We start from the raw sequence: 15,215 nt of genomic DNA, 5'->3' as shown, positions 1-15,215 counted from the left end.
TCATCTCCTCATTTCTTAGTGCATCAACAACTTAAGTCCCAAGCTCAAATATTGGTCAGTCGACAGTCCGGGCTTTGCAGCCAATTCGGACTGAATCCCGTCAATTTGTTTGGAAGGATACCCCAGGGCTTCCAATGCCGACAAGGCATCTGAAAGTTCTGGCGATTTTTCACTTTGGGGACCGGATTGAGCTTCGCCAGTCGCAGTCACTGAAATGTCATCCAGCTTTCCCTGCATATCCAAAATAATCTGGCGAGCGGTTTTTTTACCGACTCCGGGAAATTTGGTCAGAAACTTAACATCTTCGTTGTTAATCGCTGAAATCAAACCGTCACGGTCATTGCCGGCCAAAATGGCCAACGCACTCTTGGGACCGATTCCGGAAACTGAAATCAACTTTTCAAAGATTTGCTTATCCTCAGGGGTCGCAAATCCAAACAGCAAAATTGCTGTATCACTCACTGACTGATAAATGTAAACTCTAATCTTTTTTTGATCATCAATATTGAATCGATACGGATCGGCTGTGTTGATCAAGTACCCAACACCACCCACCAATAACACAATGTGGGTCGGGGTAATATCGACAACCGTTCCTTCTAAGAATTCGAACATCGGTTTCTCCTCTTCACTAAAACGTATGTTTGCCTAATAAATTGTAACATATCCCGTCAGAAACCGGGACGAAATCTAAATGATTTCTTCGTCGGTATGATGAGGATCCTGAATTCGCTTAAACATCTTTTCAATATCTTCGTTGGTAAACTTAACCAACGTTGGCCGGCCATGAGGACAGTTGTATGGGTTCTCACATTCCGGCAATCGTTTGAGCAGGGCTTTGGCCTGCAGTTCATCAAGATGGTGGTTGGCTTTGATTGCGCGTTTACAACTCATCATAATGGCTGTTTTTTCACGAAAGGCGGCAACTGAAATCTTATGGTCAGACAAAATCCAATCAATCATTTCTTTGATTGTGTCTTCTTCCTGCCCTGCTTTGAACCACATTGGATGTTCCCGAACAATAAAGCTGTTCTGGCCAAACTGCTCTAAATGGATGCCGAGTTTATTCAGCAAATCCATATGATCGCTGATCAACAAAAAGTCCGACGTTGAATAATCCAAAACGATGGGGACCAATAACTTTTGCTGATCATCGGAAACTTCGCCAATTTGCTTGCGATAAAACTCATAGTTAATCCGTTCCTGAGCAGCGTGTTGATCCACAAGATACATATTGTCGGCAGTCTCTGCGACGAGATACGTTCCGTGAACCTGACCAATGTAGTTCAGGTGTGGAAAGCCGGTTTCAACCACCAACTCCGACTGTTCCGGCTTTTGACGAGCTGAGTTGCTGTCGGTGTCATCCACAACAGCCGTTGCATCGCTTTGAAATACCGGAACGGAACTCGGCTCATTTTGTAATAGTTCATCAAATTTATTTACTTGGGGACTGTCAAGGTCATCCCTTGACTTCACAACCACCGGGGTGACGGCGGCATCATTAAATTCAGGCGCTGGCTGTGGGTCAACGGCAAACAACGGCGGATTGGTCTTCTCCTGGTCTTCGGTAGAAACGTTAAATTGACTCGGAGTCGCGTTAAACGGCTTCTTAAAATCTCTGGTGGCATCCGGAATCAGCTGTTTATCGCGCAGCATATCGTAAATCGCATCAGAAATCAGCTTGCCAATCATTGGTTCGTCACTAATCCGAACTTCCTGCTTGGTTGGATGAACATTCACGTCGATTAATGCAGGATCGGCATCAATTTTAATGACTGCAATTGGAAAACGGCCAATCATTAATTTTGAACCATATCCGGCAATGACGGCCTTGGTAAGTGGGAAATTACGAATAAACCGACCGTTCAAGATCAGTGAAATGTAATTTCGACTTGACCGGGTCAATTCTGGCAGACTCACATAGCCGCTGACCTTAATGTCCAAGTCTTTGCCTTTGATTGGCGCCATTTTAGAAACGGTCTTCACACCATAAATAGCGCCCAGGACTTGAAGCAGATCATCCCGTCCTGATGTTCGCAACAGCTCACGGCCGTTACTGATAAGTGAAAAGGCAATTTCAGGATGACTCAGTGCAAGGCGGTTAACAATATCTGAAATTTTGGCAAGTTCGGTGTTGGGCGAACTGAGATATTTTAGCCGTGCCGGGGTGTTGTAGAAAAGTGATGCAACCTCGACAGTTGTCCCTTTTCGTGACTCCGAAGCTTTTTGGTCAATCAACCTGCCACCCTTATAGTTAACCTCGGTGCCGACAGATCCGGTCGATGTTTTCATTCGAACGTTGGCAACTGAACTGATACTGGGAAGTGCTTCACCACGAAAGCCCAGTGTCCGTACTCGAAAAAGGTCCCGCTGTTCAGAAATTTTGCTTGTAGCATGTCGTAAGAAAGCCGTTTGAACTTGGGAGGCGTCAATTCCGTTTCCATCATCAACCACCTTGATCAGCTTCAATCCCGAATTTTCAACAGTGACATCAATTTCGGAACTGTTTGCATCTATTGAATTTTCAACCAATTCTTTGACAACTGATGCCGGCCGTTCAACAACCTCGCCGGCAGCAATTTGATTTGAAAGAATGGTTGGCAGTTTATGAATTTCATTCAAATTGATCACCTTAATCTCCGTTTATCTTTTGTTGCCATTTGTATACTTGATTCATAATTTGCATTGGTGTCTTGGACATCAAATCTAATTTCTTTAATTGTGACACAACTTCCGCTTGTTTATCATCAATTTGCTCAAGTGGGAACAGTGACGTTTGCTGCTCAGCGGTCTGCTGAGGAGCTTCTTTGGACCTTGCAGGCTTTTCATGCTGCTCTTCAGCCTGTTGCTCCAGGTGAGTCAAAATGTCGTTGGCACGGTGTAACAGGCCTTCTGGCAACCCGGCTAATTTTGCCACATGAATTCCATATGACTTATCGGCTGGACCTGGTTGAATTTTATGCAGAAATACCAGTTCACCATTGGATTCAGTTGCCCCAACGTGGACATTTTGAAGGCGTTTAAGGGATTCATCCAAAACGGTCAATTCATGATAGTGGGTCGAAAACAGCGTCTTGGCACCAATATTGTTATGGACATACTCAATAATTGCTTGAGCCAGAGCCATTCCGTCGTAAGTGGCGGTTCCACGGCCAATTTCATCAAACAAAATCAAACTATTGGGAGTTGCGTTTTCAATTGCATCATTGGCCTCTTTCATTTCGACCATAAACGTACTTTGGCCGGAAATCAGGTCATCAGCTGCACCGATTCGGGTAAATATTTTATCAAATACGGGCAGCTTGGCTTTCTTGGCTGGAACAAAGCATCCCATCTGGTTCATGATGACACAGAGTGCCATCTGACGCATATATGTGCTCTTTCCTGACATGTTGGGTCCAGTTATCAGCAGGATGCTGGTATCTTCACCCAAATTAACGTCATTGGGGACATATTGCTGGTGGCCAAGCACTTTCTCAACCACTGGGTGACGGCCATCTTTGACATCCACCACGTGCTTGGTTGTCAACGTTGGCCGGACAAATCGATATTCTTCGCTGACTGCCGCAAAACTTTGAAGAACATCAATTGAGGCAACTGAATCAGCCAAGTCCTGAATCCGTTTGATGGATTTTTTAATATCGTCACGGATCTTAACAAACAGCTTATACTCCAACGTTTTACTCTGTTCCTGAGCCTCGAGGATTAAAGCTTCTTTTTCCTTTAATTCAGGGGTTGAGAACCGTTCGGCATTGGCCAGAGTTTGCTTTCGCTGATAACGATTGGCTGGAATTTTATCCAAATTAACTTTGGTGACTTCAATATAGTAGCCAAAGACATGGTTAAAACCAACTTTAAGGTTGTTAATGCCGGTCACTTTTCGTTCTTTGGCTTCCAATTCGGCAAGCCATTTCTGGCCATTGTTGGTTGCGTCCCGGTATTGATCAAGTTGCTGATCATAACCGTCTTTAATAACACCACCGTCGGTGACGGAAATTGGCGGTTCCTCAACAATCGCCGAATCAATCTCATCGACAATATCGTCCAAGGGTACCAGATTCTTCAACATTTCTTCAAAACTTTTATCGGCAATCTGTTCCAAAATATACTTGATTTTTGGAACCTGTTTCAAAGACGTTTTCAACTGAATTAAATCACGACCATTGACGCTGCCAAACGCAATTCGTCCGGCAAGGCGTTCAAGGTCATAAACTTTAATTAATTCATCCTGGAGCTGATTTCGCTCAAAATAGTGATCCAATAAAACACCAACGGCATCGTGACGTTTGTTAATCATATTGCGGTTGACCAGTGGCCGTTCAATCCACTGTTTTAATTTTCGGCCGCCCATTGCGGTTTTGGTTTGATCAAGCAGCCACAACAAAGTTCCAGCTTTCTTGCCGGTTCGAATGTTCCGGAGTAATTCCAAATTGTACTGAGAATTATGATCCAGTTCCAAGAAGTCTGACGGCTCGTAAACAACGGCCTTTTTTAAATGCTGCAGGCTTCGTTTCTGAGTTGCTTGAATATAATCAAGCAGTAGTTTCAAGACACGTTTCATAAGTGCATCATCAACGTCTTGGCTCAAATAACTGACTGAAGAATTAACCGGCAAATCAGGTTGATGAGAAATTAGAATCCCCAACTTTTTGATGGTTTCCTGAATTGTCTGAGGCAAATCTTTGTCGACGACAATTTCTTTAGTTTGCAGAGAAACCAGCTCGTTTACAAATTCAGCCTGTGTCGTCAAATCGGCAACCTTAAGTTCACCTGTCGATAAATCGGCATATGAAAACGCGTATTCATTATTATCAGGATCAAAAACGACAGCGGTCAGGTAATTATTGGACTTGGCATTTTCACTACCAACATCAACCTGCGTCCCGGGAGTCACTAGTTGGATGACTTCCCGTTTAACCATTCCCTTTGCTAATCGTGGATCTTCCATCTGTTCACAAATTGCGACCTTATATCCCTGATCAACTAAAATATCGATATAATTTTGAACCGCTTTGTGCGGTACCCCACACATCGGAACAGGGTTATCCGCGTTTCGACTGCGGTTTGTCAAAGTCAATTCCAATAATTGCGAGCCTTTAATCGCATCATCATTGAACATTTCATAAAAATCGCCCAGGCGGTAAAACAAAAACGCGTCAGGATACTGATCCTTAATTTTTTGATACTGTACCATCATTGGAGTTAATGCTTTTTTTGCCAACTGAAAGTCCCCTTAAATTCGTACTGAATTATCATTCAGCATATCATGCATTGTTACGATGTTACTTAAAATTGATCATCGGTCATTGACACCGTTTCAATATGGGTTGCGTGACCGGTTTTATCGTCGATATCAATGAAGCAGCCGGAAATAATACTTCGACCGGTCTCCATTACTTTGAAACGGGCAGGCCGTTGGTTAAGGAACCGGTGAATAACGCTGTCAGGCTGCATCCCCAACATCCCATCAGCAGGTCCGGTCATGCCAACATCAGTCAAAAAGGCGGTCTTACCTGCTAAAATCCGGGCATCGTTTGTTTGAACATGGGTATGCGTCCCAACGACTGCGGAAATTCGGCCATCCAAGTACCTGGCCATCGCTAATTTTTCACTGGTTGCTTCCGCGTGAAAGTCCATAAAAATGCAATTAGTCGTTTTCCGAATTTCATCAACCAGTTCGTCAGCCAAGGCAAACGGATCATCAAGGTTATCCATGAAGACCCGTCCTTGAAAGTTCAGAACCGCAAGCTGTTTGCCGTTGACATTAACCATCGTGTACCCCTTACCGGGAGTTGTTCGTCTTGGAAAATTGTACGGACGGATCAACCGTTTGGCATCATCTATGAAGTCAAGGATTTCATTATTGCTCCAAGCATGATTCCCAAGTGTTACCACATCAACACCATCGCTCATGAGCTGCTTATAAATCGATTGAGTAATTCCCCGGCCCATTGACGTTGCATTTTCACCATTCACAATGGTGACTTGCGGCTTAACCTGTTGTTTAAGTTTAGGCAGGTAATCACCAATCATTGAAACACCTTTGTCGCCGACTACATCTCCGATAAAAAGAATTCGCATTTATTTTTTCCTCGATACTTTCTAATTTGTATAAAATAATTCTAACATTTATAAAAGAAAAAAGACCAGAGACTCTGATCTTTTATCTTGCGTATTCGACTGAACGAACTTCCCTGATAACTGTTACTTTGATGTGACCAGGATACTTCATTTCATTTTCAATCTTTTGTTTAATCTGACGGGAAAGCACAATTGCTTGTGTATCCGTTATATCTTCGGGCTTTGCAATCACACGAATCTCTCGACCCGCTTGAATTGCGTAACTCTTTTGAACTTCGTCAAAGCTGTCGGTGATCTTTTCGAGACTATCAAGTCGGTGAACAAAGCTTTCAAGTGATTCACTGTGTGCTCCTGGACGCGAAATCGCAATCTTTTCAGCAACAGCAACCAATTCAGAAATAATTGTTTCTGGATTATGGCCTTCTTCATAACCTTTGATAGCGTCAATAACGACCGGACTTTCATGATACTTCTTGGCATAATCAACACCAACTTGTACATGTGATCCCTCAACACCATTATTCGCAGCTTTTCCGATATCGTGTAATAATCCTGCGCGTTTAGCTAAAGTAACATCCTCACCTAATTCTGCTGCAAAAGCACCCGCCAACTTGGCGACCTCAATTGAATGACTAAGCAAATTCTGCCCATGATCAATCTTAAAGTTAAGTTGTCCAACAAGTTTGATCATATCTGGACTCATAGAATGAATTCCAAGGTCAAATAACGTTTCTTCACCAATTTCTTGGATCCGTTCGTCAAGCTCTTTACGGCTCTTTTCAACCATTTCTTCAATCCGTGCTGGATGGATTCGACCATCCTTAATTAACTTTTCAAGTGTCATTTTCGCAACTTCTCTTCGAATTGGATCAAAGCCGCTCAGTACAACTGCTTGTGGCGTGTCATCAATAATTAAGTCAATTCCAGTTAATGTTTCAAAAGTCCGAATATTACGGCCTTCACGACCAATAATTCGACCTTTCATATCTTCGTTTGGAAGACTGACAACGGATACGGTTGTCTCTGAGACAACGTCCGCTGAACTTTGCTGAATTGCTTCAATTATGAGATTCTTAGCATTCTCATCAGCTTCTTTTTGGGCCTGGTAATAACTTTCCTTTACCATTCGAGCCTTTTCTTCAGCCAATGTATCGCTAGTTTCTTTCAAAATCATGTCCCGAGCTTCCGGTTGAGTTAAAGCAGCAACTTTTTCAACTTCGGCTTGGCGTTTTGCAATAAGTGAGTTTGCTTCATCTTGTTGTGTAACTAAATTCTGTTGTTCACGATTAATCTTCTGCTCTTTTCGGTTCAACGAGCTCTCTCGACGTTCAAAAGCGCTGTCTTTCCGATCCAAAGCTTCTTCTCGCTGCAGTAAGCGATCCTCTTGTTTTTGAATTTCCGCACGCCGAGTCTTCAATTCTTTTTCAACTGAAGAACGGTAACGGTGATTCTTCTCCTGGGCAGATAAAGTGGCTTCTTTTACCACTGTTTCAGCCTTTTTCTTGGCTTCTGTCAAAATGTTCTTGGCAGACCCATTAGCGGAGTCAAGATTTTTCTCGTGGATCTTCTTTTGTGCAGACTTGCCGATTACAAAGCTTAAAATACCAACAAAACCAACAACAATTATAGCGATGATTGCGAGGATTATCCCAGCCATGGTCATGGCTTTTCACCTCCAAATCATCAAAAAATGATTATTTTTAACCAATTAATAGATGTTATTTGATTATTGACACAATTCTTATTTTAATGTTTGTTTTCATTAGTGTCAATCATCTTTACACGGTCAAGCCGAATAGTTGTATATAGCAACAATCTTAAATGATGATTAAGTTGTTTCAAAATGTTTCACAAACGCCTAGCCTACCATGCTTTCACAACAAAAAATGGACACCTCGTTACGGGGTGTCCATTCTAAAAGGATTAATTTTGGTATAACCAATTTATTTACCAATATCCAAATCGATACTGTCAACTTTGGTTTCTTTTGAAGAAGCCGTTGAAGTTTCCTTCTTGGAATCCTTCTTATCAGTCTTTTTATCGGTCTTCTTGGCACTAGACTTTTTCGAGCTGTCAGTCTTACCTGAATCAGCATCATCAGGAATATCATATGCTGTTCTGACCTTTTTCATGATCTCATCATACATATCCTTATGCTCTTCCAGATAAGTCTTGGCGTTCTCACGTCCTTGGCCAATTCGTTCCTCACCATATGAGTACCATGAACCGGATTTATCAATAATGTCCTTATCAACGGCCATATCAACCAATTCTCCGGATTGGGAAATTCCCTTTCCGTACATGATATCAACTTCGGCCCGTTTGAATGGCGGCGCAACCTTGTTCTTAACAACTTTAATTCGAACCCGGTTACCAATGATGTTTGTGCCGTCTTTAATTTGTTCGGCACGACGGATTTCCAGACGAATTGTTGCATAGAACTTCAATGCTCGGCCACCTGGAGTTGTCTCAGGGTTACCAAACATGACACCAACTTTTTCACGAATCTGGTTAATAAAGATCGCAATTGTCTTTGTTTTGCTGATTGTTCCGGAAAGCTTTCGAAGTGCCTGTGACATCAGTCGTGCTTGCAGACCAACATGGGCATCTCCCATTTCACCTTCAATTTCTGCACGGGGAACCAAGGCAGCAACTGAATCAATGACAACGATATCAATTGCACCACTGGTTACCAATGCATCGGTGATTTGTAATCCCTGTTCACCAGTATCAGGTTGTGAAAGCAACAGATCATCAATATTAACACCAAGATGAGTTGCGTACACTGGATCAAGCGCGTTTTCAGCATCAATATAAGCGGCTGTTCCACCACGTTTTTGCACTTCGGCTACGGCATGTAAGGCAACCGTCGTCTTACCTGAACTTTCAGGCCCATAGATTTCCACGATTCTTCCTCGTGGATAACCACCGACACCTAAAGCATCATCCAAGGCAAGTGAGCCTGATGGAATGGTTGAAATCTGAGTATCGGCTTTATCACCCATCCTCATGATTGATCCTTTACCAAATTCTTTTTCAATGTTTTTTAAGGCTTTATCTAAAGCTACTTTTCTTTGGTCAGCCATTAAATTCCTCCCACTATCCTAAACGGAAAAGTTTACTAATTAACTATACTAATGATTTTCGAAAAAAGCAATAAAAATGCGAACAAAAGTTCGATTAAGATTATTTATGAATCATATCCAAAGCCATCTGAAGCCCCGCATTCACTGAAGCGTGGCGGATCTCGTTTCGTTCACCTTTAAACTGAAATTTCTTTGCATAAGTTTGTTGTGTGCCATAGGCAACCCCTATCCAAACCGTTCCAGCAGGATTTCCCTCCAAAGTGTCAGGCCCGGCAACCCCAGTAAATGAAACTGCCAGATCTTTATTCATAATACTTCGAGCCTGATTGGCCATCCAAATCGCAGTTGGCTTGCTGACAACCCCGTTTTCATCAATCACATCACTTGGAATGTGTAAAAGCTGTTCTTTCACTTTATTCGAATAGGTGACAAATCCTCCTTCAAAAACTTCTGAGACTCCCGGAACGTTGCCAAGCGTACTTTGGAATTCTCCAGCTGTCAGACTCTCTGCGGCCGTGATCGTGATGTGTCGAGATAAAAGTTCATTTACTAACGTTTGTTCTAAAGTCATCTTTACTGCTCCTTCTAATTATTAGTTACGAACAATCAACAAAATATTTTCTTTTTCTGCTCAAAAAATACACAAAAGCCGAAAGACTCATTTTCATGAACCTTCCGGCAACTGTCGTGTTTAAAATGAATCTGAAAATACTGAACGGTTTTGGACGAAATAATCAATTCCTGAATAAATCGTAAAGAACAAGCAAGTATATAACAGAATCAATCCCATTGGGATATTAATTGCACTGAATAAAACGTTATTTAAGAATAACAGGATGATGGCCAACATTTGGGTGGTCGTCTTGATCTTGCCAGGCCATGCAGCAGCAATTACCTGCCCTTGGTTTTCGGCAACAATCAGACGTAAGCCGGTAACAGCCAGTTCACGACAAACGATAATTGCGGCGACCCAAGCAGGAACATCGCCAAGGCCAACTAAAAATAGAAAAGCGGTCATGACCAACATTTTATCTGCCAGTGGATCCGCAAACTTACCAAAATTGGTAACCAAGTGCTTTCGACGAGCAATTTGGCCATCCAGAAAATCAGTTAAGGATGCAGCAACAAAAATGATGGTGGCAATTAATCTGGTCATACTAATCGTTGTTCCAGCCCAAACAACACTCCCTGAAAGAATTGGGACTGCAAGAATTAAGATAAAAAACGGTATCAAAATAATTCTAAACATTGTTAACTTATTAGGTAAATTCATGTTTAACCTCCAGCTGATTAATAACTATTGGTAGTGCCGGTATTACTGTTATCGGTACTTGTACCAGTTGTTCCGGTTCCACTTGTGGTACCGGTGGTGCCACTATTAGTACCGGTTGTAGAAGAGGTTCCTGTTGTACCGGTGGGTTGTGGATGAGCTGGTAGCTGCAGAACTTGAACTGCTGCTTGATGCTGAAGAGCTTGACTTACCAAATTGTAAGGTAATAACCCGAACCTGAGTTGAACCACTGTTTAAAGGAGCAGCTAACTTCAGCTTCTTGCCATCAACCGTGATTTGAGTAGCTTCCGCATTTCCGGCATTAATCGTAACGGTATTCGTGCTGCTTGGCAAAGAAATGGTATGTGATTTGCCACTGGTCAATGATGCCTGCCACAATGATGTCCCATCCGCAGAAACGGATGTCCATGCGCTGGCAGTTCCAGTTGCGGCAATCTTCAAAGGTACCTTGCCAGATGTCCCGGTTACCTGATAAGTAATGTTACTGCCTGAAGCAGTGACCTTCTTGAAAGTAACCCCGCTGGACTTCTTAGTTGTCTTAGGCTTCTTGGTACTTGATGATTTGGAACTGGCGGATTTGTTGCCTGAAACCGAAACCTTACTGGTTTCAATTTGCGTCTTAGCTGTGTTTCGAGTACTCCTGGCAGCCGCAACCCAAATGGCAATCAAAATAATCAGGACCACTACGGACACTGAAATGATTGGGATATAACGACGCAGCTTATCATTTCGTTCCTCAACTTTTCGTTGGGCAGAACGGGTCTCTGGATTGTCGTCATTAACTCGATCAACGTACTCGGGATCTTCCGTATCTGGTAATTTGGTATCAAACTGACTCAGCAATTCACTACCATCCAAACCAACTGAATCAGCATACTGTTTGACAAAGGCCCGGACATAGAATTCACCGGGTAAAGAATCAAAATCGTTGTCTTCAATTGCAATCAAATAACGTTTTTGAATCTTGGTGTTCTTTTGCAGGTCATCTAAAGTGTAGCCCTTTGCAACTCGGGCATCGTGTAATTTCTTTCCAATTGTTAAACTATCTTTTTCGTCGCTCATACTCATTCTCCATTGAATTATTTGTCTTATATCTAAAGTATATCATAAGGTAAATGGTTATTAATTTAAGTAATTCATAAAGTAAGTATTATAAATCAATCAGTTGGCTGTTCATGATTTTGAATCAGGCCTTCTTGAACAGTTGCCGTCTTCAAAAAGTCGGTGGCAACAGCTGCAACGTCATCTAACGTCATTGATTTTAATATCTCAACTTCATCATATATTGTAACAGGTTCACCTATGAACCCGTCAAATTGACCACTAATTGTTTCTTCGGAATCCATCATCTCGATATAATTTCCAAACAACTCATTTTTTTGCAGCTGAAATTCGCTGGTTAAATTGTGGATTTTGTCGGGAATAGTCGAAATGATTTCCTTCAATCGCTTAATTAATTCAAGCGGCTGAGTTGTATCACAACTGATGACGGCAAAATGAAAGCCGCGTTCGTTTTCAAACTCCCAAGAAAACGAGTCATCAATGATTTCATCATGATACAGTTTATCATATTCAATCGAGTTTTCACTCAAAAACAGGTCAAACATGGCCGAAATTGCAATTTCATACTTGAGTCCTTCACGACCCTTTGGAACCGGATCGTTTCCACGAAGTCCCAAAGTCACTTTTGGTCTGGATACATCCATTGTTGAACGATGAATGCCTTCCGAATCAGTCTGCGGTAATGTCATCAGTCTTTTGACAGTCACCGGTTCTGGTGATTGCTTGCGGGCTTGATTAGCCTCAATCCATTCAAGTGTCTGATCGGGATCTAATTTGCCTGCGATAAACAAGCTCATATTTTCGGGACGATAAAATGTGTTATATGCAAGTTCAACATCTTCAAGGGTGATCTTATCAACCGAAGGAACGTCCCCTGCAATATCGTTGGACAAAACAGAATGCGGGTACAAATTGGCAATTGTCTCAAAATATGCCTGATTATCCGGATCATTTTTATACATATTAATTTCTTGATCAATAATCCCTTTTTCACGTTCAACTTTTTGTTGGGTAAAATATGGAATCTGGACAAAGTCCAATAAAATATCCAAGTTCTCTTTGACAGACTCGGCCGTTGAGAACAGATAGTTGGTTTTGGTAAAGCTGGTAAATGCGTTTGAACGGGCACCGGTTTTATTGAACAACTCAAAGACGTCATAGTCTTTTTTGTCGAACATTTTGTGCTCGAGGAAGTGCGCAATTCCAGCCGGTTGAACAACCTTTTCACCATTCAGCATAAATTCACTGTCAATTGAACCATAATTTACGCCAAGAACAGCAGTTGTTTTGTTAAATCCTGCTTTTGGCTGAAGATAAACCGTCAGACCATTCGCAAGTTTTTGAACATATAATTTCTCGTTGTAATTGGGATAGTCAATTAATTCCATTATGATTGCCCCCTGCTATTAAGTTGGTAAACGGCCCTTAAGGACATCTGCTTGGCAACTTCGGAAATCTGTTCCCGATTGACTGCCTCAACTTGAGACTCCCAGTCTGCGTCACTTAGGCTAAAGCCCATGATCTGCTGAACGTACTGCTTTTCAATAAGGGCGCTGAGATGATCGGCTTCGGAGCGATGCTGATTGATCAGCGCTTGTTTGACGCCTTCCAATAGTTCATCGGAATAGTGACCGTCAATCATTTGTTTTAACTGCTCTGCGACCATTTCCGTTACCCGCTCTTCGTTCTTGTAATCAATTCCGGCTTGAACACTGGCCATTCCAACCAGGGAATTGTAACTGCTGTGAATATCGTAAGCCATACTGTTTTTTTCACGGACATTTGTAAACAGCAAGGATCTGCTTGATCCACCAAACAACTGATTAAAGATGACGGCTGGAAAGTATTGGGCATCCCCAAAATAAATCGGCAAACGATAAGCAATGCTTAAAACCGATTGGGAGCCGGCAATATTTTTAGTTCCCCGTTGAACCTTTTCAACGTTGTCTGGGACTACTTTCAAATCAAAAGTATCCGGTGTCCGGTCAACGAATGATCGGAATTTTTTAAATCCGTTAACCACAACGTTTTCATCAAGATCGCCGCCGACCAAAATCGAAATCTTTGATTGGGAAAGGACTTGGCCATAAAACTCATACAGCTTTGGAGAGGTAATGGCCTTCGTTTCTTTGGGAGTTCCCATCAAGAAGCTGCCATGATCCTGATCGTTTGAATAATACAACTTTTGAAGTTGCAAGGTTGAGAAGAATCCTTTGTTATCCTGAATTGAGTCCAAATAATTCACCATGTTGTTTTGGTGAATTCGAAAATAGGCTAGGTTAAACTGGTCGCCATCGACAAATGGGTCTTCAATCATTTCCCGCAGAAAATCCAAAATTTCGGAAGTCAATTCACTCTTGGGAGGAAGATATTTATCGTTGGGAAAGGTTATTGAAACTTGCAATGTATGTTGATTTCCATAACGAAGGACCGTTACACCAAAACTTGCACCATACATTTTTGAAAGTTGACGGGACACAAGTAATTCACTGTCATACTTTGCGGAACAGTTTTCAAGAAGTTCAGCCAACAAAGCCAGCTTGGCATAGTTCTCATGATGAGCCCGAAACGTAAAGTTAATGATGATCTTACTATTTTTAAATTTAGTTGTTGGAATCGTCGTTAGGCCAATTCCTTTTGCAATCTCGTATTTCACTGAGTTTCCTCCTCAATTAGTCACAAATTTCATAATAAAATAAAAACATTAAAATCTCAATACAAACCGCGAATTATAAGGAAAAATAGAGAATTAAACGATAAAGTCAATTGCCTGTTAATGACAAACAAAAAACTCCCAATCATAATTGGAAGTTTGTATGGGTCAACTACTTTGCATTTTTCATTAATGGACTGCCACGGTCAGTCCCAAACCATTTCATATTAATCTTGTGGAGCTCACCGTTTTTGGCAAGTCGGTTTAATCCCTGGTCAATCTTTTTCTTTAAAACAGTATCACCTTTACGCATTCCAACGGCATATTCTTCTTTTGGAAATTCACTTGGTGTCGAAGTAAAACTGGATTCATTTGGCTGGTGTTTGAGGTAATATCCTGCATAAATACTATCGATCAGCAATCCCTGAATTCGGTTGGCGTTCAAATCAATGAACGCATCGGTAAATGTATCGTACAGAATTGGTTGGTGACCTTTAATCTTATCCTTGAGCAGCTTCGGTTGATTATCAATGTCCATGGCTCCAGCGGATCCGCTTTGCACGCCGGCAACCTTACCCTTCATATCAGCGAAGCTCTTAATGTGCTGGTTTTTCTTGGATACCAAAACTTGATCATTAATCAGGTAAGGTTCACTGAATGTAATCTTTTTGGCCCGTTGAGGATTAATTGAGAATCCATTCCAAATTAAATCAATGGTTCCATTTCGCAACTCAGTCACATTCATTGACCAATCAATTGGCTGAAAGTCAACTTTAATCCCATATTGCTTGAAAACCGCTTTGGCCACATCAACATCATAACCAACAATTTTACCGCTCTTAGTTTGAAATCCCATCGGAACAAAGCTGTCATCCAAGCCGACAACAATTTTTTTCTGTTTGGAGACAGTTGACCAAGTATCCGGATTTTCTTGTGAACCTTGTCGGCTAACATATCGAACCCCACATCCGGACAAGCCCAACGTAATCAGAAGGAGACTGGTAACCAGTAATAATCTTTTAAATGATTTCAACATTTTACC

The 15,215-nt window shown here is 41.8% G+C and carries 11 protein-coding genes and 1 pseudogene; all 12 read right to left on the bottom strand.

The window, feature by feature from the left end; all coding sequences use genetic code 11:
• Window positions 1–15: 15 nt before the first annotated feature.
• Window positions 16–615: a Holliday junction branch migration protein RuvA gene (gene ruvA / locus DNL43_RS08965; RefSeq protein ID WP_056982499.1), complete on the bottom strand. Its 600-nt coding sequence runs from the start codon at window positions 613–615 to the stop codon at window positions 16–18.
• 75 nt (window positions 616–690) lie between these two features.
• On the bottom strand, window positions 691–2,631 hold the full coding sequence (gene mutL / locus DNL43_RS08960) for a DNA mismatch repair endonuclease MutL (protein ID WP_056982497.1): 1,941 nt from the start codon (window positions 2,629–2,631) through the stop codon (window positions 691–693).
• A gap of 1 nt (window position 2,632) precedes the next feature.
• The gene (gene mutS, locus DNL43_RS08955) at window positions 2,633–5,221 is read right to left on the bottom strand and encodes a DNA mismatch repair protein MutS (RefSeq protein WP_056982495.1); all 2,589 of its coding nucleotides are present in this window, start codon (window positions 5,219–5,221) and stop codon (window positions 2,633–2,635) included.
• Between the two features lie 65 nt (window positions 5,222–5,286).
• Window positions 5,287–6,081 carry a TIGR00282 family metallophosphoesterase gene (locus tag DNL43_RS08950; RefSeq protein WP_054769371.1) on the bottom strand — a complete coding sequence of 265 codons (795 nt, stop codon included), beginning with the start codon at window positions 6,079–6,081 and terminating at the stop codon, window positions 5,287–5,289.
• An 82-nt stretch (window positions 6,082–6,163) separates the two neighbouring features.
• Window positions 6,164–7,744, bottom strand: a complete 1,581-nt coding sequence (gene rny, locus DNL43_RS08945; protein WP_056982493.1) for a ribonuclease Y — start codon at window positions 7,742–7,744, stop codon at window positions 6,164–6,166.
• 280 nt (window positions 7,745–8,024) lie between these two features.
• Window positions 8,025–9,167: a recombinase RecA gene (gene recA, locus DNL43_RS08940; protein ID WP_056982491.1), complete on the bottom strand. Its 1,143-nt coding sequence runs from the start codon at window positions 9,165–9,167 to the stop codon at window positions 8,025–8,027.
• A gap of 100 nt (window positions 9,168–9,267) precedes the next feature.
• Window positions 9,268–9,738, bottom strand: coding sequence for a nicotinamide-nucleotide amidohydrolase family protein (locus tag DNL43_RS08935; protein ID WP_054769370.1), 471 nt, complete (start codon window positions 9,736–9,738; stop codon window positions 9,268–9,270).
• A gap of 120 nt (window positions 9,739–9,858) precedes the next feature.
• Window positions 9,859–10,440 (bottom strand): CDP-diacylglycerol--glycerol-3-phosphate 3-phosphatidyltransferase, encoded by a 582-nt coding sequence (gene pgsA, locus DNL43_RS08930; protein WP_056982489.1) that lies wholly within the window; start codon window positions 10,438–10,440, stop codon window positions 9,859–9,861.
• A 17-nt stretch (window positions 10,441–10,457) separates the two neighbouring features.
• Window positions 10,458–11,520: pseudogene (locus tag DNL43_RS08925) on the bottom strand (helix-turn-helix domain-containing protein).
• A 95-nt stretch (window positions 11,521–11,615) separates the two neighbouring features.
• Window positions 11,616–12,908, bottom strand: coding sequence for an EF-P 5-aminopentanol modification-associated protein YfmH (gene yfmH / locus DNL43_RS08920; RefSeq protein ID WP_056982485.1), 1,293 nt, complete (start codon window positions 12,906–12,908; stop codon window positions 11,616–11,618).
• Window positions 12,908–14,176 (bottom strand): EF-P 5-aminopentanol modification-associated protein YfmF, encoded by a 1,269-nt coding sequence (yfmF, locus tag DNL43_RS08915; RefSeq protein ID WP_056982483.1) that lies wholly within the window; start codon window positions 14,174–14,176, stop codon window positions 12,908–12,910. Before yfmF ends, yfmH begins: the two co-directional genes overlap by 1 nt.
• A gap of 169 nt (window positions 14,177–14,345) precedes the next feature.
• A complete protein-coding gene (locus DNL43_RS08910; RefSeq protein ID WP_056982480.1) occupies window positions 14,346–15,209 on the bottom strand; it encodes an amino acid ABC transporter substrate-binding protein in 864 nt (287 codons plus the stop codon).
• Between the last annotated feature and the right edge of the window lie 6 nt (window positions 15,210–15,215).

The organism is Lentilactobacillus kefiri (assembly GCF_009739535.1).
Taxonomy (GTDB): domain Bacteria; phylum Bacillota; class Bacilli; order Lactobacillales; family Lactobacillaceae; genus Lentilactobacillus; species Lentilactobacillus kefiri.
The sequence above is the reverse complement of the archived record's forward strand: the minus strand, read 5'-3'. Positions and strand labels throughout refer to the sequence as shown.

What these genes read in the sequence shown, in the direction of transcription:
- rny (WP_056982493.1), bottom strand. Translation starts at nt 7,744, where the DNA reads ATGACCATGGCTGGGATAATCCTCGCAATCATCGCTATAATTGTTGTT.
- DNL43_RS08950 (WP_054769371.1), bottom strand. Translation starts at nt 6,081, where the DNA reads ATGCGAATTCTTTTTATCGGAGATGTAGTCGGCGACAAAGGTGTTTCA.
- DNL43_RS08935 (WP_054769370.1), bottom strand. Translation starts at nt 9,738, where the DNA reads ATGACTTTAGAACAAACGTTAGTAAATGAACTTTTATCTCGACACATC.
- DNL43_RS08910 (WP_056982480.1), bottom strand. Translation starts at nt 15,209, where the DNA reads ATGTTGAAATCATTTAAAAGATTATTACTGGTTACCAGTCTCCTTCTG.
- pgsA (WP_056982489.1), bottom strand. Translation starts at nt 10,440, where the DNA reads ATGAATTTACCTAATAAGTTAACAATGTTTAGAATTATTTTGATACCG.
- ruvA (WP_056982499.1), bottom strand. Translation starts at nt 615, where the DNA reads ATGTTCGAATTCTTAGAAGGAACGGTTGTCGATATTACCCCGACCCAC.
- recA (WP_056982491.1), bottom strand. Translation starts at nt 9,167, where the DNA reads ATGGCTGACCAAAGAAAAGTAGCTTTAGATAAAGCCTTAAAAAACATT.
- yfmH (WP_056982485.1), bottom strand. Translation starts at nt 12,908, where the DNA reads ATGGAATTAATTGACTATCCCAATTACAACGAGAAATTATATGTTCAA.